Consider the following 21,047-nt stretch of genomic DNA (forward strand, 5'->3'; position numbering starts at 1 on the left):
ATTATGACAAAGCCAAGAATTTTAATGCTGGTTTCCTTTTTCATCTGGACGGTTAGTTTCGCACAGGTTTGGGAGCAGCACTGGATAGACTCCAATTACGTATTCAGCGGCTCGGGTGGCGACGCATTAACCGTTACGCAAACAGCCTGCGAGGAAGGGCTGGTTCAGGTGACGGATGCCGTTAATGCCCCACTGGGTGCCTTCAGTCCCATTATCGCAAATCCAAAAAATCCGGATGGTACAGATTTAGTAGATATCAGCGGTGTTCCGGTAAGCATTACGTTGCGTGTCCGGAGCATAGAAGCTGTAGAAATTGGCGGCCTGTTCCGCTCCGGCGATGGCAGCAGCGATTTCCGTACAGACATCATTTATGCCGACGTGCCAGCCGGGCTGGAGGCCTGGACAGAAATAACCCTTGATTTTACAGATGCCCTGGGCGGTTTTGATGCCACCGACTTACGAGACGTGTGGCTGTTTCTGGACCGCGGGGAAGAGAATTTTTCGGGCAATGAGCTCTACATCGACTATTTGAGCCTTGTTGGAGCGCCAATGCCCGGCCTGGAATCGCCCTGCACTTTAGACGGTGGTGCAGGTGCATTCTGGGAACAGCACTGGATAGATTCCAATTATGTATTCAGCGGCTCGGGAGGTGATGCATTAACCATTACGCAAACGGCCTGCGAGGAAGGGCTGGTGGAGGTGACAGATCCTGAAAATACCCCACTTGGTGCTTTCAATCCTATCATCATAAATCCGCAAGGCCCGGACGGTTCTGATGTGATAGATATCAGCGATGGCCCGGTGAGCATTACGTTGCGTGTCCGGAGCCTGGAAGCCGTAGAGATTGGCGGGCTGTTCCGCTCGGGTGATGGCAGCAGCGATTTCCGTACGGACATCCTATATGCCGATGTGCCTGCGGGGCTGGAATCCTGGACAGAAATAACCCTTGATTTTACAGATGCCCTGGGCGGTTTTGATGCTACCGATTTACGAGATGTGTGGCTGTTCCTGGACCGCGGCGAAGAGAATTTTTCGGGCAATGAGCTTTATATTGATTATGTGAGCCTTGGTGGTCCTCCCACGGCTGGCCTGGAATCGCCCTGCGACTTACAGCCCGGGAATCCTGGAGTTTTTGTAGATTATTTTGAGGGAGATAGCCTAACCTCAATCAACACTTCCAGTACAGCTGGTTTGGTGACCGACTTTATCTTAGATACACTCTGTGAAACGTTGCTGTTGAGAGTTGGAGATCCTGTCAATAGCCCCTTACCCGCATTTAATGCCTATCAGGTTGACCCAGTAGACAGCCTTGGGGACGATATTACAGATTTGTCGGCAGGGGTGAATGTTACTATGCGAGTCCGGTCTGCTGAAGCTGTTGCCATTGATGTACTCTTCCGATCCGGGGAGGGGACCTCCAGCGAGCGTAGTGACCGAAAAGCCTTTGCCGTACCCGCAGGTCTGGAGGATTGGACAACATTCACCATTACCTTTGAAGAAAGTGAATACGCAGGTCTTGACCCTTCAGACATACGTGATATGTGGTTTTATCTGGATCGGGGCTCTGAAAACTTCCCCGGCAACGAACTCTATATAGACCATATCGCTATTGGAACATTACCAGATTCAACCCGACAAACCGACTGTAGTACAACCGTTGAGCCTCAAACCTGGGCTGCACATTGGCAGGAAGGTGAAACAGTGACTTTAGGCGGATCAGAAACTGAAAAACTGAATGTTTCTGTGACGGAATGTGAAGAGGTGTTTATTGAAGTGGCAGACCCGGTCAATGCGGCTCATCAGGCTTTCCGGCCGGTCGTGATCAATCCGGCGGATGAAAACGGCGTGGAAATTACCAATATTACAGGTAATGTTCAGGTCGTTGTCCGTGCCAGAAGTGCAGCGCCTCTGCCGCTTGGCGTACAGTTGCGTTCGGGCGATGGGTCGGCTGATTTTCGGACGGCTTTGCAAACGCAAATCGTAGAGGGGCAACTTGATGCCTTTACGGTATTGACTTACACCTTCGAAGGGGATGACCTGAACAGCTTCGTGGCAGCTGACTTCCTGGATCTTTGGTTGTTCCTGGATCGCGAAAATGAGAACTTCCCAGGCAATGAGCTTTACCTGGATTATATCGCAATAGGCCCTGAGCCAGATACCACGCTTGATTCGCCATGTGGCTTGCCGGATATCATAGTGTCAACTGCTGAAGCACCTTCTTCGGAGCAATGCAGGGTCTTTCCCAATCCAGTTGAGCATGTCTTGCACTGGCAATGGGCAGGTCATGCTGCTGAACTTGCTAAAGTCCGGTTAATGAATAGCCATGGGCAGGTCATCCGGTCTACGGATACCCAGTCGCTTCAGTCGGGCAGCCTAAGTATGGAAGGGCTTGCCGGAGGAATTTACTATCTGGAGATTGATACCGGAACCCATCGGGTGATTCGAAAAGTAGTAAAACTATAATTTGTCATCGCCCCCTCCGGAAAGTAAAATCCAGAGCGATTTTCATGGAGGGGGCGATAAAAACACGCTCTAACTTGATGCCCCGCTCACAATCTCCAGCTTTTCCTGAATCCAGCGCGCCTTACCTACGGCCCGCTCCAAAGATTCATCCACGATAGTCGCATGGCCCATTTTTCGGAAGGGCTTGGTGGTACTTTTACCGTAGAGGTGGAAGTGTGCACCTTCAATTTTCAGGCATTCCTCCAGATTTTTGTAGTAAGTGGGGCCCGTATGGGCAGGTGCGCCAAGTAGATTGACCATGACGGAGGGCGACTTCATCTTGGTGCTGCCTAGTGGCAGGTTGAGAATGGCGCGCAAGTGCTGCTCAAATTGGGAGGTGTAGCAGCTATCGATGGTATGATGCCCGCTGTTGTGGGGGCGGGGAGCCACTTCATTAACCAGCAGCTTGCCTGTTTTGTCGAGGAAAAGCTCTACCGCCAGCAGCCCGCAAATGCCATACGCATTGATGACCTGTGTGGCCAGTGCTTCGGCTTTTGCGGCCACTTCTTTGCTGATGTCGGCCGGGCAAAAGAGGAATTCCACCAGATTAGCCTCCGGGTTGAAAGCCATTTCTACTGCGGGGAAGGCTTGGGTGTGCCCGCTTTCGTTCCGTGCCACGATAACGGCAATTTCTTTGTCCATCTCCACCAGGTCTTCGATCATACAAGGGCCGGGCAGTAGTTTGCCTTCCAGGTCTGCGGTGGTACGGATAATGCTAACCCCACGCCCGTCGTAACCGGCGGTACGGGATTTCTGTACGAAAGGCAGGGAGCGTTCTCCGCTTTTCACGGCTTTTCTGACGGCTTCTTCATTCTCATACAGTGCAAAAGGGGACGTTGGGATGTTGTGCCCGGCGTAAAACTGCTTCTGCACACCCTTGTCTTTGATGATGTCCAATTGTGCCGGAGCCGGGTGTATCTTTACACCTTCTTTTTCCAGTTGGTGGAGGGCTTCGGTGTTGACGTGCTCGATTTCAATGGTGAGCACATCTTTGTCCTTACCAAAGTTATAGACATCGTCATAGTCTTTGAAATTGCCCGCTGTGAAAAAGGGAGAGACCCGGCCGGCCGGGAAGGAGGTATCGTTGTCGAGCAGATAAAGCGGCAGGTGCCAGTTGTTGGCGGCCTGAGCCATCATTTTGCCGAGCTGACCGCCGCCCAGGACGCCGACTTTGAAATCGGGGTGTAGTATGGAGTCTTGATATGCCATTGTCGTTTCGCGTAAGTTTGGGCTGCAAAACTAGGCAATTTTGCGGACTCCATACCGGTTGCTATGGGCATGGAGCCGGCAAAATTTACCCCAGGGGCTATAGGAGCCCGCGCATGATGGAGGTCGCTGAAAAGGTCAAAGCTACCTTTGCGATAGGCTGACAGGAGCCAGTCCTACTCAGCAAAATCCACCAGCATTCGTACTTCGGTTCTGACCAACGTCCGCGTAGACTCAATACGGCGGCCGGCGTACGCTTCGCTCATTTCCGGATAGACGGTCTCCCAGGCCGCACCTTCGTCATTGTTCATATCTTCCCAGGAATGGTAGAAATCCATGGTGCTGGCCTGATAAGGCAAGCCGTCGCCACGCGGCAGGACCAGGAATGCCATCACCCAGCCAGCCCGGTTGCCAGCGGCGATGTTTTTTTTATGTACGGGCTTCACCAGGCCGGTCTCCATCTCTATCCAGTCTTCCCAACCACCAGCTGGGATTTTCATGTAATTATCGACGATAAACCTGGGGCGGGAGGTGCCGTTTTCTTCGAAAGCCATATCGCCGGCCGCCCAGATTTCTGTTTTCACGATGTCCCGGTAGATTTCAGCATTTTCGGCTATCTTTCTCTTGTCAGCAGGCAGGGTTTTTAGCGCTGCATCGTACCAGGTGGCTTCCTGTCCCATATCGTCCCAGCTCTTGTAGTGAGTAACCGTCAGGAAATCGTATTCCGTGCCTGTGCCCCTGGGCAACATCACCTGCTCAAGTTCCCAGCCTTCGATCAGGCCTGCTTTTATGCGGTATTGATGGATGAGTTTCCAGACCGCTTCGCATTCCAGGTACTCGTCCATCATGCCGGGCTTGACTTTCATGTATTCGATAAAGGCATAACCCTGTTCGTCTTCCTGGGCATGGAGGTTCTGGCTGGAAAAGAGACAAGCCCATGCCAGCGTTAAGATTGAAATGTACATTTTCATAATTAGAATATTTGGTAAATGGAGTGATGGAAAAAGGACTTTACCGGTAAGCTTGAAAGCAGGCTTACGGGTAGAATAACACCCGCTAATCAGGCTGTTTTTGGTGCTACAACCGGCGCCTTTTTATCCGATTTTAAAATACTGTGAATTGTCACGCTGTTGACCGAGCCTTCTTCATTCCGGTTGAAGACCAAACGGCAGTTGACCGAGGTTGCTAAGAAATCGTCCTGGCCCTGCGGTTTCAGCTCTACGGTGGCGTACCCTGGCAAGTCCAGGAAAAGCCTTTGTGCTTCGCGGTGGATGACTACCTCCTCGTTGGGCGGCCGTAAGGGCAGGCTCATTTCGTACTTGCCGGTACAGGCATCGATCGCTGCCAGGCGCTCTTTTGAAGTGGCCACTTTTTTGAGGGTGAGGTTGAAGTTGAACACCGGGATGTTGTCTTCCTGCTGCCCGGAGGCCAGGATGAACGGAGCCCGTTCTCCTTCCGGGAGTTCCTGAATGACGGTATCGGTGGCGTTGAGCGCTTCGCCTTCAAAGTACATCTGGGTCACGATCTCATGATAGCCCCTTCGTGATACTTTGAAGTGGATGTGCGGCGTGCGCCAGTTTTCGATTATGGAGGGGTCGCCGAAGGAATAAGCACCGGGCTTAATGGTTTTGAAGGCATAGTCGCCATTGGCGTCGGTAGCCATTTCGCCCCAACCTTCAAAATGGGGGTCGAGCGGAATGGGGTTTTCGGTATCCCCTTCGTGGGAATAGCGGCCAGCGTGGTTGGCCTGCCAGACTTCGACGAGGGCTTTTTCAACGGGCTGGCAGTTTTCGTCCAGAATACGTCCCCGGATACGGATGACCTGCCCCTGAGCCTGTCCTTCTTTTCCTTGTATGGTGGTGAGGTCTACATCGCCATCGCCGTTCTTGACGTGCGGGTAAAACGGGCCGAGCGTCTGGTCGGGCGTGACGTCGCAGGAAGCAGAGGTGCCGCCGGATTGGGCGGTTTCACCAGTGGATGTATTGCACCCGGCAGCGGTGGTGAGGATGCCCGCTGTAGCGCCCAGGCTGAGTTGGAGCATGCGGCGGCGGGGGAGGGGTGAGGGTTGTTTTTTCATGATATTTGTCTGTTTTATAAGGCATTCAAAAATAATTCCAGCTTGTGCTTCCATTGCGAAGCTGTCGGGGTGAGGGCGTGACTTGCAGCCCCGCCCTCCCGGCGTTAGAAATTCGCTGAGCTAAAGGGTTATTTTTTCAGCTTGCCAATCAAGCCTCCAAATAAGGAAGCAAAAGTGCTGAGTAGATTGCTGGAACCACCTGAGGCCTGGTTGTTGCCCTGCTTATCCATTTTGCCAGCCATATTGACGACTGCTCCTGCTTTGGAGATGGAGCCGGCTACTGCGCCTGCACCACCGGTTACGGCGCCTGCTACCAGGGGCATGATCGTTTCTGCCATTTTTTGCTGGTGCTGCAGGTAGGACTGCACCATGGCGCGCTGGTGTTCAGTGCCGATTTTCATCGCCTCATTAGCCTGTTCGCTGGCCGATTGGGCGCCTTCTCCGGCCTGAGTTGCTCCGGTTTTTGCGAGGTCAACGGTAGCTTGCAGCCCGCTGAGGTCTTTGAACAGGTTTGGAGTGGATAGGGCTTTAAGCACTTCTGCTATACCGGATGGGTCTGGTAACTGGTTGAGCTGCTGAAGTTGGGCCATAGGCTGACCGAAATACCCGGTGGTGGGTGCTTCCATGCCCTGGCGCTGGCCAGTCTGTATGGGAGCGATCTCCGGCGCGACGATCGGAATGGGCGAATCCTGCCAGTTCCAGAAGCGGGTCAGGTCGAGCTTCTCGGCGCAGTTGTAACGACCAAGGACGGCCTCTGCGAATACCCCACCGCTAGGGAGGGGGATGGTGATGGGTTTGTTGTCGTCAACGTTGTGTTTGTAATTCTTCTCAAATTCCTGTTCTTCATCTTCGTTCGCAAAGTGCCAGCGGAAGCCCATAAGGTTGCCGGTAACTGCTACGGGTTGGGGGTCAATATAGTTGCCAATCGAACGGCCATTGATCTTATAGTTGGCCAGCATCTGAGAAAGGGTTTGCCGGTCCATGGAGCTCCAGATGGCCTGGCTGTAGTGGAGCCGGTTATCGTTGAGGTGATCGATTAGGGGGGCTTCTTCAGGGTTCGTTTTTAGGCTTAAGATTTCCAACGGTTGCCCCTGCATAGGTCGGCAAAGCCAGGGTATTGAAAACTCCTCATCCCCTCGTCGGAATTTGAAATGGATAATAATCGCTTCACTACTTTGTAAATCAAAACCCGAATTTATTCTTACTGACCCATAATCCGAGAGGTTGATATTAAGTTCATTCCATACATAAACCGTTGATTCATCTTCTATAATATTGGACGGTTCCGATGAACGAAGAGATAGGCTGGCCTCAGCCTGACCTCCCGGCGGGTGGCTGAAAATAAGCTCAATATCCTGCGCGATTCTTCCCTCAGCTTTTTTTTGCTCCAATACATATACCCAAACTTCCGTTAGTGAAACATCCAGTGAGAAGGGTATGGCTTCTTGCTCCGGATCAATGGCTTTGGGCAAGAGTAAACTTTGCTGAAGACGATCAATGGTTGCTTTGTTGATGCTGCCAAAGACCAAAAGTAAGTAACTCAGAGGCCCATACTTTTGCCTTAACTCTATTACTGCCTCGTTTTCCTCAAATTCCTTTGTTAATCGTTGGATTTCAGCCGAACGTCCTTCATCTCTAGTAGCCGCTATCTTTTTATTTAAATCTTGAGCCAGCTTTTGTATTTCCTTTGTGACTTTGACGAAATCCGCTTCTGTCTGCTTTCTAACAGAGCTCATTTGGTTGAACACGACTTGATAATCGCCATTCCAGGTAGACATGATCTTTCGAAACCTAGCTTCCTTAATAGCTGGATAGAGGCTATTCTTAAACCTTGAGATGACCCTGCTATCCGAAAAATTAAAGGCTTTCATCGGCACATACAGCATCCGTTCCATGCGTTCGATCTCGGTTTTGACTTCGTAGATTTGGACAACTTCATAATACTGCACTGACATGGCATGCATATGGTTGTAATTGGTTACTACCCGGGTAGTGGCGGTTTCGGATTCCTTTTCATAGGTTTCCTGCACCACCGTAGCCCGGCGGGTACGGGCGGCCATAGACTGCTGATGGGTAGTATCGTTGATAGCCTGTTGGGTACGGGCGGCGACATCCCGGCTTACGGAGGTGCGATTGACGTTGCTGGCTATCGATGTATTGACGCTCATTCCCTGAGATCCCGAAGCATTGTAGAAACCCAATGCGGAGCCCGATTCGGAAGACCCTACCTGAAAGCCAAGTGATGTATTGGCAACAGCAGACTCCCCATGTTGGGACTCATTTGCCACACCATTCGTTACTTCGGATATCGACCTATTTTGGTCAGTATTGGCAGCCAGTTGCTCGGCTTCGGTCATAGATTCCGCGACTCTTGCACCGGTGCGCCGGCTCCAGTCCATCACGGCAATACGGGTGCTTTCCCCCGGCGCCAGGGCCATACTATGCAGCAGCTGCCCCAGGGCTACCCCTTTGGCGTACCAGGATTGAGAGGCGTATACTTCGACACCCACCATGGGATGGGTAAAGCCAATGGTGTCTTTTTCCTGATAGTTCTTCATGATGTCTAACTGCCCCTCGGCAAGCAGATCGGTTAATTCCTCTGTTTCGTTCGAGGAACCGGAGTCAATAATTTCGTCGAGAAAATAGCGCCGGTAAAATACTTTTTCTGTGGGGTAATCGCCTACCGATGGCAACAGGTCTTCCGGCATTTCAGGGTCGGCTTCAAGGGTGGTTGCCGGAAAAGTAGACGATAATATTCTGGAGGCCACGACAAAGGGTTCCCAGTTAGCCAGTTCACAGATGTTGTTCACCCCCAGGTTTCTCCGGATGCCTTGCCCGGTCTTTTCGCCAATTATGGCCAACTTTTCGATGTCCATCCCGGGTATGTCCTCCGGCCACACCTGTCCAACGGATTGGTCAAGAACCTGTGGTGGGAGGAAGCCTTTTTCCAGGAAGCGAGTGTAAGCGCCATCTTCTGCGACCAGGTTATTGGCACTGATAAATATGGGAGAAGTTGCCAGGTCGAAGATGGTATGAATACCAAGCTGAACCAGCGTTTTACTGGCTTTTTCATCAACATCTACTAAGTCGGATACCGGGCGCTTGAGCATAGTTCTGCCCGTAACTCCTGCATTCGAATTGATGGGTTTTAGGTGTTTGGTGAAGTCCATTACAGGTTTGGTTTTGATGGTGTATTTGGTTTTTTGAATGAGCAACCTCTTATTCGTGTGCTACAATGCAAAAGTCTGCTCCGGAGGTCGTTTTCATCTTCACTTATTCCACAAATCTCTTCACGTATTCCACATCGGCCTAAGAATAAATCGCACTTATTTTGCGAAATGAAAAGAATTTAAGGTGTAAGAGTTTGGAAATCAATGATTTGTATTTTGATCGGACTTTGTTCTATATTGATGTACAGACAAAGCTGCAGTTGGTCGCTGGTTTCGCAAAAAGAAAGGCAGAGGGCATCAGTTGTTCCGGGCCTGAACCTGGTATCTGCTGCTGAAACTAAGAGCGTGGGAAGGAAAGAGTCATTTTAACCCTGCAATGATCCCCGACGCATCAAGTCTTATGAAATGAAAACTAGGGCCAAGCCAGTAAGCACTGCAAGACTTCGGAGAAGTTACACCTTTTTAAACCTTGGCAACACCACAGGAAGCCGACTTCGGAGAAGTCGCATGTTATACGCCCCTCGGGCACAATAAGTGATTTTTGACTTTTTCTTTTTGCACCCTGCGGCGTTAATCCCGGTTCACAGGGACGCCGACTTCAGAAAAGGGCCCCTTAATCCCCTTTCTTCGTGTGGCTATGCCTGCGGTTCGCTTCGCGTCTACTTTGCTCTGCACAGCGAGTGCCATCGTGGTTTTGCCTTGCAGGGCACAAAAATAAAGTCGTCAAAATTTCACCTCTCATGACCGAGGGGAGTATACCCTCATCCCTTCGGTCACGTAGCTAAGGCTATGTGATTCAAGGATGGATCCCTTTAATCCCATTCTTAAATGGATCACGCCTCGATTAGAAAAAAAATTGGCGGCGTTCGCACCAAAAGCAAAATCCCAACAAGCTCTTTTGTAATCATTTGGCATAGGTTATTGACCGTACAACCAGAAAAATTTGTCCGCTTAACCTACTTGTCCTATTTTCACGTCAATTCAAACTATAAGCAAAATGAAAACCCTACTCATCAAAAATGCGCAGGTGGTCAACAGAGGCCAGATACGGGCGGCTGACGTACTCGTGAAAAACGGGCGGATTGAAAAAATTGCAGGTACCATTGATGCACCTGCAGATCAGGAAATTAACGCTGAAGGCTTGCATCTCCTGCCTGGTATCATCGACGATCAGGTGCATTTCCGGGAGCCTGGTCTGACGCACAAGGCAGAAATATATACGGAGGCTAAGGCGGCAGTAGCCGGTGGTGTGACTTCCTTCATGGAAATGCCGAATACCAAGCCACCGGCTATTTCACAAGGGAAGCTACAGGAAAAGTACGACCGGGCGGCAGCCGTGTCGGTGGGCAATTATTCCTTCTTCATGGGGGCAGCCAATGATAATCTGGAGGAAGTGCTCAGGACAGATCCCAAGACGGTTTGCGGCGTGAAAATCTTCATGGGCTCCAGTACCGGCAATATGCTGGTCGATGATGCCCGCACCCTGGAAGCACTTTTCGCCAAAACGCCTATGCTGATTGCCACCCATTGTGAGGACGAAGCCACCGTGCGTGCCAACGAAGCCAGGTACCGGGAACAGTTTGGTGAGGATATCCCAGTAGAGTACCATCCCATTATCCGGGATGTGGAGGCCTGTTACAAATCCTCTTCCTTTGCCGTGGAATTGGCGAAAAAGCACAACACCCGTCTCCATATCCTGCATATTTCCACCGCAAAGGAGCTGGACCTGTTCCGGAATGACATCCCACTTGCCGAAAAGCGCATCACCTCGGAACTCTGTGTCCACCACTTGTACTTCAACAGCGAGCAATATGCCACCCTGGGCACTCAGATTAAATGCAACCCGGCTATCAAAGGGCCAGAGCAGCAGGCTGCGTTGCTCCCAGCCTTGTTAGACAACCGCCTGGATATCATTGCGACGGACCACGCGCCCCACACCTGGGCAGAGAAGCAGAACACTTACTTTGGCGCACCCTCGGGCGTGCCATTAGTGCAGCACTCTTTGAATGTCATGCTTGAGTATTATCATCAGGGGAAGATTTCACTGGAGCGTATCGTCGAGAAGATGAGCCACGCTGTAGCCGACTGTTTTCTGATTGAAGGGCGCGGGTACATCGATGAGGGCAACTGGGCGGACCTTGTATTGGTTGACCTCAACAAGGAGTGGACGGTGAGTAAAGACAATCTGCTGTACAAGTGCGGCTGGTCGCCATTTGAAGGGCATACCTTCAGGGGGCAGGTGCAAAGTACGATCGTGAGTGGCCACCTGGCTTATCACCACGGGCAGTTTGACGAGTCTAAGAAAGGGGAACGCATGCGGTTTACCCGGTAAAGTGTTAAGGTTTTTAAGCTCAGCCCCCCGTACTATTAAGGTTCTGCTAAATAGTGCGGGGGCACTGGCGCTAAACTCCGGGCGGATGTATTTTTAGGGTTTAATAACATAGATAAAACCCGACTTAACATGAAGAAAATGCTTCTCACCCTATTTGCGCTCAGTGCATGCCTGGTCTTTGCACAGGCACAAGAGTACAAAATCCTGACTACTGTTGAATCTATCGTGCCCGGTGGGCTGGGCCGCTCCCGGATGATCGAAAACAAAACGGAAGTGGACGCGGAAGATTTCACCACTGAACGCACCGATGGCAAAACCAGTAACCAACGCGAGGTTAAACGGCGGGATGCAAAAGTGGATGAGTTCTCAGAAACCAAACTCCTTAACTTTTACAGCCTGGTAGGAATTAATTTTCAGAATATTGCCTCCAATGATGCCCTTGTGGGTTCGCGTATTAACCAACTGGTATCTGAAGGCTGGGAACTGGCTTTTATCACCTCTGGTGTGGAAAGCAGTGCCGGAGGAGACGACGGTGAAGGCATCTTCATCACGCGTTATATTTTCAAGCGGAATTGATTTTCGCACCATTGCGCAACGGCCATCTTTGCATACCTCATGCAGGGATGGCCGTTAACATTGGTTAACCCTCAAACAGCCCGCCAATTTCTTCTTCTGTAGCCCGCAGCTTTTCCCGGCAGTAGGTAATGAGCGCTGCCGCCCGTTTTACTTTGGCGGAAAGCTCGTCGATACTTACTTCGTCTTCCTGTAGTTGTGCCACAGTTTCCTGTAGCTCTTTGATGGCCTCTTCGTACGTTATTTTCATTGCACTTTGCTTTTTACAGTCCCATCCTTGAAGCGTGTAGTCAGCGTAGCCCCTGTTTGGGCTGCTTTGGCAGAGGTCGCCGGCTGTCCGTTTACGGTCGTTAGGGTATAGCCCCGTTTCAGGGTCGCTTCCGGACTGAGAAGGTGTAAGATTTGCTCAAATTGCTGGAGTTGCTGCTGCTGTAAGCGCAGGTGTTGCCGGGCAGCCGGCGGTATCATGTGTTGCAGTTGACCAATTTGCTGAGCCTGATGCTGCAGCTTGCGGGCAGCTAACAGAGGCAATACCTCTGCCCAGCGCTCGAGCTGCAGGCGTTGCTGGCTGAACTGACGCTGCGTCAGGCGCGAAAGGGCATGTCCGGCTTCCACCAGCTGACTCTCCAACCGGGCGGCCCGGTCAATAAGGAATTCGGCAACTGCAGTAGGGGTTTTTAGGGCGGTATGTGCGACCAGGTCGAGCAGGACCTCATCTATTTCATGCCCGATCCCCGTAAGGACAGGCAGCGGGCAGCGGGCAGCGGTTACGCATAACTCATAGTCGTCAAAGGCAGCGAGATCTAGCCGGGCACCGCCCCCTCTGGCGATAACGATGGCATCGTAAGACCGGGTCAGGCTGCTAATATGTTGAATTTGGCGGGCGATTTCGGCTGGCGCGTTGGATCCCTGCATGGCCGCAGGAAAGACTTTGACCTGATACCGGTACCCGTACTCATTTTGCTCGAGCTGCCGTACGAAGTCTTCCAAACCGGCAGCAGTGGGGGAGCTGATTACAGCCAGCCGCTGCGGCACAAGCGGAAGCAAAGTATTGCGGTTTCTTGCAAGCAGTTGTTCCTGCTTCAGGCGTTCGAGTGTAGCCCGGCGTTGTTGCTCCAGTTGCCCCATCGTGTAGGTGAGGTCAATGTCTTCTACGACCAGTTTGAGACCGTAGCGCTCATTGAAGTCCACACGGACTTGGAGGAGCACTGCGGTGCCTTCACAAAGCAGGTGGCGCAGGTTGTGGCTCAGTTTTCGCTCAAGCTTTCGGAATTTCCCCTGCCACAGCACCGCATCGCTCTGAGCGATAATGTCGTCCCTGCCTTCGGCTTTCTGCACCAAGCTCAGATAGCGGTGCCCGCGGGAGAGGTTCAATTGGTAAATCTCACAACTGACCCACACCGGCGCAGGCAAATTCAGCGCGATGATCTGGCGCACGTATTCGTTGAGTTCGTAGAGCGTATGCTGTTCCAAGTCCCTTACTTTAGTCAGAGCTCAAAGGTAGGGATTTAGGCTTCAACTTCCTGTGTCCGTTCTCCGAAAATCGCCACCAAGTCATCTTTGAAGGCCACTTCCTTGTCAAGCAGCAACTGAGCCAGCTCTTCCAACTGACTACGGTGGTCCCGGAGAAGGTTAAGCGTACGCTGATAGGCGATTTCCACCAGTTTGTGGACTTCTTCGTCAATGATTTGGGCAGTGGCTTCACTGTAGGGTTTGTGGAGGGATTGCTCGCTCTGCCCGGTACTGTCGTAGTAGCTGATGTTGCCCAGTTTTTTATTCAGGCCGTAGTAAGCCACCATGGTATAAGCCTGTTTGGTGACCTTCTCTAGATCGTCCAGCGCACCGGAGGAAACCTTGCCAAAGATGATTTCTTCGGCTGCCCGGCCTCCCAGCGCGGTACAGATGCGGTCCATAAATTGGTCGGTATTGTAAATCACATGCTCCTGTGGCAGGTACCAGGCGGCACCAAGAGAGCGCCCCCGGGGTACTATGGATACCTTCAGGAGGTTGTCGGCATGCTTCAGGAACCAGCTTGCTGTAGCGTGCCCCGCCTCGTGGTGGGCAATGACCTTTTTCTCTGATCCGCTGATGATTTTACTTTTCTTCTCCATGCCACCAATGACGCGGTCGGTGGCATCATAGAAGTCTTTCATTTCCACCTGATCTTTGCTCCGGCGAGCGGCAATTAGTGCCGCTTCATTGCAGAGGTTGGCAATATCAGCACCGGAGAAGCCCGGTGTTTGGGCAGCCAGGGTTTCCAAATCGATATCATCGGAAAGGGCAAGGGGTTGGGTATGCACCTCGAGAATGGCTTTGCGCTCCGACCGGGTGGGGAGCTCCAGGTAAATCTGACGGTCAAACCGGCCCGGGCGCAGGAGAGCACGGTCAAGGACATCGCCACGGTTGGTCGCCGCCATCACGATCACTCCGGTATTGGTACCAAAGCCATCCATTTCGGTCAGGATTTGGTTGAGGGTGTTTTCGCGCTCATCGTTGGCTTGCATAGCGGCACTCTTACCCCTTGAACGGCCGATAGCATCAATTTCATCAATAAAAATGATGCTGGGAGAGTTTTGCTTGGCTTTCTTGAATAGGTCCCGGGCACGGGAAGCCCCCACACCCACAAACATTTCCACGAATTCCGAACCTGAAATGGAGTAAAAAGGGACTTCGGCCTGACCCGCTACTGCCTTGGCAAGCAGGGTTTTACCCGTACCAGGAGGGCCGATTAGCAAGACGCCTTTTGGTATTTTAGCGCCCAGTTTGGTATATCGGGAGGGGTTTTTTAGAAAATCAACCACTTCTTTAACCTCCACTTTTACTTCTTCCAGCCCGGCTACATCCTTGAACGTCACATCGCTTGAGCCTTTCTCGAAAAGCTTGGCTTTGGATTTGCCCATGTCAAAAATGTTGCCACCGCCGCCGCCCATGCCACCGCCCGGGCGCATACGGCGCAGAATGAAAACCCATATCCCAATGATAATCAGGATCGGCAGGGTCCACGACAGGATACTCCCTATCCAGTCTGTACGCTGCTTAAAGGCCAGGTCGATACTGTTACCCGTTTGTGATGCACTCTCGTCCAAGGTTTCCTGGAAATTATCCAGTGAGCCAATATTAAAAGTGTAGTGGGGACCTATCGCCGAGGAGTCGACCTCCGGATACCGGTCGGTAGCCAAAGCTTCGGGCTTTATGTATACCTCAGCGGTTTTCTGGTTGATGACCTCAATTTTATAAACGTCACCTTTGCCCAGCATTTCCTGTTTGAAACGGCTCCAGGAGATTTCTTCTGCCTGCTGCCCGTTAAAATAAAAAACAGCCTGTCCTAATAGCAGGGCAAGCAGCAGGTACAGCAGCCAAGAGGGAGATTTGCCGGAGGACGGTTTGGGTTTTTTGCCTGACGGTTTGGGTTTCGGGCTAGATTGGTTATCCATGTATTGGTTTGATTTTCAATCTTGTACTTTCTTTCCTTAATGAAACGGCTGGGAGAGTGGTATGTTTTGTACAGCGCCCTGGGGGCAAAATCAAAGAGGAATTTAGGGCTGACTTCGGCAGGGCTATTCTAATGATTGAGCTCAGCGGTGTTGATCAGCCAGTCTTTGAGTAGTTGCCGAACCCGGTGGTTGCGAAAAGGCCAGGCGGCAATACTCAGGTGTGTCCCTCCATCAATGCGGCAGAACCGGAACTGACGCGCGGTAGTTTCCTGTGCCTTCTCGGCAAAGGAGGCTGCCGCAGCAACAGGGACCATACCATCCTGATCACCGTGGATGACCAGTGCTTGTTGGAAAGGGCGGAGGGGCAGGAACTGTACCGGGTTGGCTTTCCGGAATAAATCACCATCTGCCGGTCCGGCAAGGTCCCTTAGGACAAAACTCGGCGGCATCTGGTTTAGATCTAAGGGGGCGCCCAGAGCGAAGAAGCCACTGAGTGGGCGGGCATCAGGAATGGCAGCATTGATGATGCTGGTATCGAGAGTGAGCAGGGTAGCAAGGTGCCCGCCTGCCGACATGCCGCCGGCCAGGGTTGAGCCCGGCGACCACTCCGGGTGTTCCTTGCGCAGCTGCCGCAGTAAAGCCGTCAGATCCTGTGCAATTTGGGCATAGTTATGCTTCGGACAAGGGCGGTAGGAGGGGAGGATGACGTGGTACCCCAGGTCCGTAAATTGCCGCGCATGCGCCCGAAAGAAGTCCGGCTTCCCCCATCTCCAGCTCCCGCCGTGAAAATAGATGATCCATTTGGGTGGACCGGAAGTGTCCGCTGCAGGAGGGCAAGACAGGTAATATTGCCGGGAGTGGCTGCCATAATCAAGGCGTGTGGATGGAGCTTTGGGGGCTCCACTAATGAGGGCATACAGCCATAGTGCCGGTAAGCGGGTTGCCTCGTGTAGGAGTGTGCCTCTCGGAATCAATTGGTAAGTCAGCACAATCAATGGTACGGAAATCAGGAAAAAGATAAGCATAATCAAAAAAATTGCACACAAGGTCAATGCCCTGCATGCAACTCAACTATTTTAACTAAAACCTATTACGCGGGCATAACCGCATATCGAATAAAATGTTGCCAAAAACCTCTATAATTTTCATTTATTCCCTCAATAGAGTACTTTCATGACAGACTAATTCGGGGGATTATGAAACTATGGAGACTAAGCCTTTTAATAGCGGTTTGGTGTGGGGGAGCTACACCATTTGACCTGATCGGGCAGGAAACCCCCGAAGTATTGGTTTGTGAAGGCGATGCGCTTCGGCAAGCCAATGCTTACACGGCAGCTTTTGGGGCCTACGAACGAGCCTACCCTTACTACGTTGCTGATTCCAACTACTATATGATGGCTTACCTGAAGACCTGGTCGAGCGAAATGGCTTACGAAGAATGGGGAGACGGCTATTACAAGAAAGGTAATGCTGCCGTGCAGGAAGCTTACCGGATTGCCCAAGCTCATCTGCTTACGGATACACTGTCCTTTTATCCCATCACCCTGATGAATATGGGGATTTATTATGGCACAGTCCGGGATTACGAACAAAAGCTGACTTTTTATCAAAAAGGGAAAAAGGCCGCTCAGCGCGTACAGGGCCAATACGGCACCTACACCTCTATAGCCTACAATAACCTTGGCTTTACATACGGTTCCCGCAGAAACTGGAAAAAATCCCTGAATTACCTGGACACGGCCCTAGTTATTGCCCGGGAGACGGGAAATCAAACCGCGATTTTCAGTGCACAGAATAACAAAGCCCATGCTTATGCCGAAATGGGGGATTTTGAGCGCGCCATCTTTACTCAGGAAGCAGCGCTGGAAGCAGCCTCGGAAGCTAAAGACTATGCCCGTGCTGCAAACAACCTGGGCGTACTGTATGCGGAGATCAAGGAATGGGATGCCGGGATCCGGTACCTGAAGGAAGCCCTGGAAATACGACGGCAGCTGAGCGAAACCCTGACCGAAAATATCTTTTCCACCCAACTTAATCTGGTGTGGGCATACAGTTCGAGCGACCAAACTGAGAAAAGCGACGCCTTGCTGGATGAAGTCATTAAAGAAGCCGTTGCTTTATCGCCGGCTTTTGACAACTCGCTCAACCTTCAAATCGCTTACAATTACCGGGCAAGGAATGCGCTAAAATCAGACCGCCTGGGCGAAGCGATGAGCTGGGTGCGAAAAGCAGAGCAGGTAGGCTCATGGAGCCTCGAAGTATGGGCCAGTACAAAGTTGGTGAAAAGCATGGTGCTCGATGCCGGCAACAGGACCGAAGAGGCGCTCTGGGCGGTTCAGGAGTCTTATCAAATTCTTGTGCCCGGGTATCAGCCTAAAGCTGTCACCGATTTGCCCGACTGGCGGGCCATGGAAGCAATCGCCTATACCCTGACCTTGTTCCAGTTACAGGCGGCTTTGCTGGAAAAACTGGCGAAGGAAAGACAAGAGCCGGACCTGCAGCAGGCTGCTCTGAATACTCTTGAGGCTGCAGATTCTGCGGTCACTGTTTCGCGGCTTTCTTACCAAAGCCAGATGTCTAAAGAGCTGATGTCTGCTAATGCCAAAAACCTTTACAACGCTCTGATTGCAATTCATTACCGGCTCTACCAAAATACAGGAAAGAAGGTGCATCATGAGCAAGCCTTCCTGTATATGGAGAAAAACAAAGCTTTGTCGGTATTGGAAAACCTCAATGCCATGGAAGCTGCCCGCTTCCACGATATCCCCGGGGGGCTCGTTGAGGCAGAGCGTGGCCTCAGAGAGGACATCGCCTTCTATCAGTTGAACCTTAACGCCGGGCGGCCGGGCGAATACCCTGAGCAGGAAAAAATATGGAAGGCGGAGCTGTCGCGCCTGACGCAGTCGCAGGATAGCCTGTTTCGGATTATCAAACAACAATTCCCGCGCTACTATAAAACACGCATTGGAATGGAAATGCCTGATCTGAAAACAGTACAGCAAACAGTGATTGGGCCGGAAGAGACTATGATCGAATACTTTCAGTCGGATGATGCCCTGTATGTCCTGATGGCTAGCACTACGACTACCCAGTTTATACGCTTAGATACAGACCGTTTAGAGCGCAATGTAAAGGAACTGTACGAAGCCCTGCGAAATAAGGATCCGGAGGTGAGCAGGGTCAGCCACCGGGTCTATCAACAGGTCTTTGAGCCGCTGCGGAAGTATATTGAAGGAGAAAAGCTGGTACTCATACCTGATGGCCCCCTTTCTTACATTCCATTCGATCAGTTCGTGATGGAGGAGGCGGAAGGCAACAGGCGTAAGTACCTCATGGAGGAATACAGTATCCGGCGGTTGCTTTCCGGAAGTACGGCTTTACAATACGAAGATATACAGGAAGAGGCCGGTATCCGGCATGGTATTATGGCGTTGGCCCCATTGTTTACTTCGGGGCAGGGCAGCGTACGCGCGGCAGATCAGTTTGGGCCGTTGCCTGGTGCCCAAAAAGAGGTTGATGCTCTGGATGGGCTGTTCCAGGGGACCTTTCTCAGGGGCCCCGATGCTACGGAGGAAGCCTTTAAGGACAACTGTGCCGCATCTGGTATTTTGCATTTAGCCACGCATACGGCCATCAATGACCAATTCCCGAATGCGACTCATTTGTTGCTCAAGGAGACCGAAAAAGAGGACGGCAAGCTCAATGTGTACGAAATTTACGGGCAATCGATTCCGGCTCAGCTGGGTTTTCTGAGTGGGTGCAATACAGGGATTGGCACGCTGAAAGCCGGAGAGGGGGCAATCAGCCTGGGCCATGCCTTTGCCTATGCGGGGTGCCCGAATATCGTGATGACCCTCTGGCCTATAAAGGATGATTTGGTGCCGGAGCTGGTAAAGGTTTACTACAACGGGCTCAGAAACGGGCTTGACAAAGCCGAGGCACTGCGGGAGGCCAAACTATTCAGCCTGAAAAATGATGAGCTTTTTGCCCATCCTTATTATTGGAGCGGTTTTGTATACACTGGTGACCGTTCACCGGTTCAGCTTTACTCCTTTGTGCTGACCGACTACATTTGGGTTATTGCGGGGGCAGTCTTTGCTATTTTGATTGGTGCAGTCGTCTGGTGGAAAATGAGGTCCTGATGCTTGCCTCAAGCTACTCCCAGGCCTGGTTCTTGATTTTGTCTGGTGCCGGACTCTGCTTTTCATACTTTAGGGAGTACTAAAGCCCGTAAGCAGTGAGCATCTCCTGTGCTGTTCGTCCGTACCGGTCCTGCTTCCCGGTCAGGGATTGCAGTAGTGGCATAGCCTGATCATGCTGGTTTTGCCGGACATAAGCCAACGCCAGGTAATAAGTGGCGGGCCTTTGCAACGCAGGTATCGGAGGGTTGTTCCGGGCGTCCTGGAATATTGAAATAGCAGGCTTTAGCTTGTCTTGCTCCAATAAAGTAATGCCATAAAAAAAGCGGGCGATGCGGTCTTCGGAAGCGGATTCATTCAGGTAAAGCTGAAATAGCCCTTCAGCTGCGCTGTAATCTTCAGCAGTGTAGGCTTGAATGGCTTTTTCTTTGATGTTGTTGGAAGGCGGGCCCTGCGTACGGGTCCCCCGCTGCAGATCATTATCAATATAGCTAATGGGGGCAAAGTGGGTATCAAACAACGCTTCGCCGGAAATCCCTCCTTTTTGAAATAGGGCAATATAGCTTACGCTAACGAGGATTAGAAAACCTGCGGCTATGGCCAGCCCCTTTCTAAAGTTTAGTTGTTTAGCTTCGGGAGGTGCGATGCCAAGCTTTTTTTCCATTCTGGAGAAGGCAACTGCCGGGTCTTCTTTTTGATAGCGCACACCCTTCAGCGCTTGTTGAGCAAACACGTCGTATTCATCAATATTTACGTCTGTTCCGCCTTTGCGATGAAAGCGCACAAAGTCTTCTTTGCTAAGGTTTTTTTTGCCTTCTGGCTTTTCCCTTTTTTTCATGTTCACTTGGTTAACTGCAATCTGAGGTTACGCTTCCCATTTTGAATATGGGTTTTTACTTCTTTAAGCGAGAAACCTTCTTCATCGGCAATCTCCTGATAACTCATGCCTTGGTAAAAGAAAGCAACAATACATCGGTTTTGCGCATCTTTGAGCCCATCTACAGCTTTGGAAAGCTGCTCTAAATTAGAAGCTTTGTCATCAAGAGCATCAAAGGGCGGAAATTCCACAAAGCTGGGCTCATTTTTTTCGTCCAGGTCATCAGTCCTGTTTTTCAGGCGCTGCTTTAATACGCGAAGACAGCTGGTTTTGATGACTTTCATGAGCCAGGATCTAAAGTTCTCAATAGGGTATTTAGATAAATTGGCTTTGAGCTTGCCCCAAATATCCATCGTGGCATCTTCCGCATCCATCGGGTTTTTCAGGATGCTTAGCGCGAAATAATAAGCCTGCTTGTAGTACCGCTTTATCAAGTGGTTCAGCGCATGCTCGTCTCCTTTATTCAGATAGAGATCGATCAGCTCTTCGTCTTTGAGTTGGCCATATTTCGATCTAAAGAAGCGGCTCATAAAAATGGAGTAGTTGTGGAGTCAAAAGTAAGGAAATTTAATCGATATGGCTGCAATGTACCACTTAGAGCTTGTTTGGAGCGGTTTCGTCGTGAAAATCAAGGATTTATGGTTCTGGCGAAGTCACTAAATTTGAGTTTAGCGGGCTAAATGAAAATTTAGTGAGGAAGTCAGAGCTTGCCCCGCATTTCTGCGGGGTTCATAAAG

The 21,047-nt window shown here is 51.2% G+C and carries 14 protein-coding genes; 4 read left to right on the forward strand and 10 right to left on the reverse strand.

The window, feature by feature from the left end:
• Positions 1-3 precede the first annotated feature (3 nt).
• On the forward strand, positions 4-2,463 hold the full coding sequence (locus RIC19_RS06890) for a T9SS type A sorting domain-containing protein (RefSeq protein ID WP_350177564.1): 2,460 nt from the start codon (positions 4-6) through the stop codon (positions 2,461-2,463).
• A gap of 69 nt (positions 2,464-2,532) precedes the next feature.
• Here RIC19_RS06890 and RIC19_RS06895 read toward each other — a convergent pair whose 3' ends face one another.
• The 4 genes from RIC19_RS06895 to RIC19_RS06910 form a co-directional block, all read right to left on the reverse strand.
• Positions 2,533-3,711, reverse strand: coding sequence for a 5-(carboxyamino)imidazole ribonucleotide synthase (locus RIC19_RS06895; protein WP_350177565.1), 1,179 nt, complete (start codon positions 3,709-3,711; stop codon positions 2,533-2,535).
• Between the two features lie 173 nt (positions 3,712-3,884).
• Positions 3,885-4,679, reverse strand: a complete 795-nt coding sequence (locus RIC19_RS06900) for a hypothetical protein (RefSeq protein WP_350177566.1) — start codon at positions 4,677-4,679, stop codon at positions 3,885-3,887.
• 89 nt (positions 4,680-4,768) lie between these two features.
• Positions 4,769-5,785 (reverse strand): dioxygenase family protein, encoded by a 1,017-nt coding sequence (locus RIC19_RS06905; protein WP_350177567.1) that lies wholly within the window; start codon positions 5,783-5,785, stop codon positions 4,769-4,771.
• A gap of 128 nt (positions 5,786-5,913) precedes the next feature.
• The gene (locus RIC19_RS06910) at positions 5,914-8,955 is read right to left on the reverse strand and encodes a hypothetical protein (RefSeq protein ID WP_350177568.1); all 3,042 of its coding nucleotides are present in this window, start codon (positions 8,953-8,955) and stop codon (positions 5,914-5,916) included.
• 997 nt (positions 8,956-9,952) lie between these two features.
• On the opposite strand from RIC19_RS06910, the gene RIC19_RS06915 reads away from it, so the two are divergent.
• Positions 9,953-11,287: a dihydroorotase gene (locus tag RIC19_RS06915; protein ID WP_350177569.1), complete on the forward strand. Its 1,335-nt coding sequence runs from the start codon at positions 9,953-9,955 to the stop codon at positions 11,285-11,287.
• A 129-nt stretch (positions 11,288-11,416) separates the two neighbouring features.
• A complete protein-coding gene (locus tag RIC19_RS06920) occupies positions 11,417-11,863 on the forward strand; it encodes a hypothetical protein (protein ID WP_350177570.1) in 447 nt (148 codons plus the stop codon).
• A gap of 64 nt (positions 11,864-11,927) precedes the next feature.
• On the opposite strand, the gene xseB is transcribed toward RIC19_RS06920, so the two are convergent.
• The 4 genes from xseB to RIC19_RS06940 form a co-directional block, all read right to left on the reverse strand.
• Positions 11,928-12,110, reverse strand: a complete 183-nt coding sequence (xseB, locus tag RIC19_RS06925) for an exodeoxyribonuclease VII small subunit (RefSeq protein WP_350177571.1) — start codon at positions 12,108-12,110, stop codon at positions 11,928-11,930.
• Entirely contained in the window at positions 12,107-13,333 is a 1,227-nt protein-coding gene (gene xseA, locus RIC19_RS06930; RefSeq protein ID WP_350177572.1) for an exodeoxyribonuclease VII large subunit, read from the reverse strand. The genes xseB and xseA overlap by 4 nt, the downstream gene beginning before the upstream one ends.
• 35 nt (positions 13,334-13,368) lie before the next feature.
• Positions 13,369-15,294 (reverse strand): ATP-dependent zinc metalloprotease FtsH, encoded by a 1,926-nt coding sequence (ftsH, locus tag RIC19_RS06935; RefSeq protein WP_350177573.1) that lies wholly within the window; start codon positions 15,292-15,294, stop codon positions 13,369-13,371.
• Positions 15,295-15,422: 128 nt separating this feature from the next.
• Positions 15,423-16,319: an alpha/beta hydrolase gene (locus tag RIC19_RS06940; RefSeq protein WP_350177574.1), complete on the reverse strand. Its 897-nt coding sequence runs from the start codon at positions 16,317-16,319 to the stop codon at positions 15,423-15,425.
• A gap of 171 nt (positions 16,320-16,490) precedes the next feature.
• On the opposite strand from RIC19_RS06940, the gene RIC19_RS06945 reads away from it, so the two are divergent.
• Positions 16,491-19,436: a CHAT domain-containing protein gene (locus tag RIC19_RS06945; RefSeq protein ID WP_350177575.1), complete on the forward strand. Its 2,946-nt coding sequence runs from the start codon at positions 16,491-16,493 to the stop codon at positions 19,434-19,436.
• Between the two features lie 79 nt (positions 19,437-19,515).
• On the opposite strand, the gene RIC19_RS06950 is transcribed toward RIC19_RS06945, so the two are convergent.
• Both RIC19_RS06950 and RIC19_RS06955 read right to left on the reverse strand, forming a co-directional pair.
• Positions 19,516-20,271: a tetratricopeptide repeat protein gene (locus RIC19_RS06950; protein WP_350177576.1), complete on the reverse strand. Its 756-nt coding sequence runs from the start codon at positions 20,269-20,271 to the stop codon at positions 19,516-19,518.
• Between the two features lie 2 nt (positions 20,272-20,273).
• Complete coding sequence (locus RIC19_RS06955; RefSeq protein WP_350177577.1) at positions 20,274-20,840, reverse strand: RNA polymerase sigma factor; 567 nt, start codon at positions 20,838-20,840, stop codon at positions 20,274-20,276.
• Positions 20,841-21,047: the final 207 nt, after the last annotated feature.

Origin of the sequence: Phaeodactylibacter sp., assembly GCF_040219495.1 — a bacterium.
Lineage (GTDB): Bacteria > Bacteroidota > Bacteroidia > Chitinophagales > Saprospiraceae > Phaeodactylibacter.

Excerpts from the sequence above, each read along its gene's own strand:
- xseB (WP_350177571.1), bottom strand. The coding sequence starts at position 12,110 with ATGAAAATAACGTACGAAGAGGCCATCAAAGAGCTACAGGAAACTGTG.
- ftsH (WP_350177573.1), bottom strand. The coding sequence starts at position 15,294 with ATGGATAACCAATCTAGCCCGAAACCCAAACCGTCAGGCAAAAAACCC.
- RIC19_RS06915 (WP_350177569.1), top strand. The coding sequence starts at position 9,953 with ATGAAAACCCTACTCATCAAAAATGCGCAGGTGGTCAACAGAGGCCAG.
- RIC19_RS06890 (WP_350177564.1), top strand. The coding sequence starts at position 4 with ATGACAAAGCCAAGAATTTTAATGCTGGTTTCCTTTTTCATCTGGACG.
- RIC19_RS06920 (WP_350177570.1), top strand. The coding sequence starts at position 11,417 with ATGAAGAAAATGCTTCTCACCCTATTTGCGCTCAGTGCATGCCTGGTC.
- RIC19_RS06895 (WP_350177565.1), bottom strand. The coding sequence starts at position 3,711 with ATGGCATATCAAGACTCCATACTACACCCCGATTTCAAAGTCGGCGTC.
- RIC19_RS06900 (WP_350177566.1), bottom strand. The coding sequence starts at position 4,679 with ATGAAAATGTACATTTCAATCTTAACGCTGGCATGGGCTTGTCTCTTT.
- RIC19_RS06910 (WP_350177568.1), bottom strand. The coding sequence starts at position 8,955 with ATGGACTTCACCAAACACCTAAAACCCATCAATTCGAATGCAGGAGTT.
- RIC19_RS06950 (WP_350177576.1), bottom strand. The coding sequence starts at position 20,271 with ATGAAAAAAAGGGAAAAGCCAGAAGGCAAAAAAAACCTTAGCAAAGAA.
- RIC19_RS06955 (WP_350177577.1), bottom strand. The coding sequence starts at position 20,840 with ATGAGCCGCTTCTTTAGATCGAAATATGGCCAACTCAAAGACGAAGAG.
- RIC19_RS06940 (WP_350177574.1), bottom strand. The coding sequence starts at position 16,319 with ATGCTTATCTTTTTCCTGATTTCCGTACCATTGATTGTGCTGACTTAC.
- RIC19_RS06905 (WP_350177567.1), bottom strand. The coding sequence starts at position 5,785 with ATGAAAAAACAACCCTCACCCCTCCCCCGCCGCCGCATGCTCCAACTC.
- RIC19_RS06945 (WP_350177575.1), top strand. The coding sequence starts at position 16,491 with ATGAAACTATGGAGACTAAGCCTTTTAATAGCGGTTTGGTGTGGGGGA.